The organism is Streptomyces sp. NPDC006265 (assembly GCF_040613555.1).
GTDB lineage: Bacteria > Actinomycetota > Actinomycetes > Streptomycetales > Streptomycetaceae > Streptomyces.
Window position 1 is genome coordinate 1 of the sequence record NZ_JBEXSH010001305.1, and the last position, 1,736, is coordinate 1,736.

At 71.8% G+C, this 1,736-nt stretch carries 1 protein-coding gene; it reads right to left on the reverse strand.

The window, feature by feature from the left end; translation table 11 throughout:
* A partial coding sequence (locus ABZ281_RS48240; RefSeq protein ID WP_356665072.1) for a hypothetical protein occupies nt 1–1,736 on the reverse strand: 1,736 nt, incomplete at both ends.

Below are 1,736 nucleotides of genomic sequence, written 5' to 3' on the forward strand. Positions count from 1 at the left end.
TGTTGAGGACGTGGTCGACGAAGCCGGGGTCCTGGTGGGAGAAGCCGTTGTGGTCGTCGGGCACCACCAGGTCGAAGTTGCCGTAGACGTAGTCGCCGGCCAGGTCCGCCTTGATGAGCACGGTGGGAATACCGGCGGCGTACAGACGGCCCGTCACCTGCGTCAGGTTCTCCCGGAACAGTTCGTTCGCGGTGCCCACCTCGGCCACGACGTCCGCCAGTTGCCGCGGATACGCGCGCGCGAGGCGGCCCTCCACCTGGTTGTCGCGGGCGAGCCGCAGCGCCCGACGCAGCGCGGTGTCACCGGCCGGAAGGGCGTTGCCCCGCCAGACGGCCTCCACGAGCAATCGATCGGGGCGCTCCTGCGCGGGCAGGGCACCGGCGTTCGCACGGTCGGTTCTCACATCCGTCATGACTGCGCCCGTTCGCTCGGTGGTCGTCTCTTCTGAGCCGGCGGAACGATCCGCCGACGTGTGCCCTACGGTGACCTCGTTCTGGTCCTCCGCCGGATCCGGCGCCCCCGGCCGCCGCAGGAACCGCTCCACTGCTCGGATCCCGATGACCGTCGCGGCGATCAGCCACACCAGTGGGAACGGGCGCAGCAGCACCAGCAGCGCAGCGAGCAACAGCGGCTCCACCAGCGGTGTGTGCCGCAGGAAGGCCGTCCCCTGGCGGCGCACGAGCCGGCCGAGCAGCAGGCCGAGCGCACCGACGGCGCCCAGCGCTCCGCCGACGGCGATGCCCCGGACACCGTCGATCCGCCACCCCGCCAGCAGCGCGAGTGTGTAGACCACCAGACCGGCGATCTGCCAGCGCGCACAGGCATAGTCGTCCACGGCCTGGGAGAAGGTGACGGCCAGATTCACCGCTCCGATGGCGAAACCGGTGAGCGCCGTGAAGGCCATCAGCGTGCTCATCATGCTGTAGTCGGCCGGGAAGACCGTGCCCAGGACGGGGCCCGGCACAGTGGCCAGTGAAGCCATGAGTGGCAGGGAGACGAGGACGTACATCCGTACGGCGCTGGCGCTGAGCCGGCTCCCGGCCCGCCGTCGGGACAGGGCGGGGAAGAAGGCCAAGGACACCGCGCTCGCCACGAACAGCGGCACGCGCGAGAGGGTGACGCTCGCCTGGTAACTCGCCGCTTCCGCCGGTTCCGTGGGCAGCATGGTCACCAGCACCACGTCGACCGCGGCCATGAGGGCCACCATCCCCTGCAGCCGGGCGATGCCGAGCGCCCGGCGCCACAGGTCCCGGTTGGCCGACGCGCTGCGCCACGGCCGCCCGCTGCCGCTCGGCAGGGACGGCCACCACAGCAGCAACGGCAACGCGCCGATCCCGAAGGCAGCCAGAGCTCCGGTGTCGCCCAGTCCGAGGGCCACGACCAGGAACACCCCGACCGCCATCTTGACCAGCACCTCGGCCACGTGCAGCAGCGACAGCGTCCGCATCCGCTCCCCGCCCTGGAGCCAGCCGGCGGTCACCGTGGTCGTGTAGATCACGAAGGTGCTCAGGGCCAGGGCCAGCGTGGTGGCGGGCCCCGCGAACCGGGTGGCCACGGCGGCGACGACACTGCCCATGACGAGTCCGCCGCCGGTGCTCGTGATGACCGCGAAGCGGCCGGCGTCGCCGCGTTCGGCGTCCGTCCGGGCGCGGGCCAGTGCCTGCGCCAGCACCCAAGGCACCGTCACCGTCGCCACGGTGGCCGCGCTCAGCAGCAGCCACTGCCCGGCGACGAAC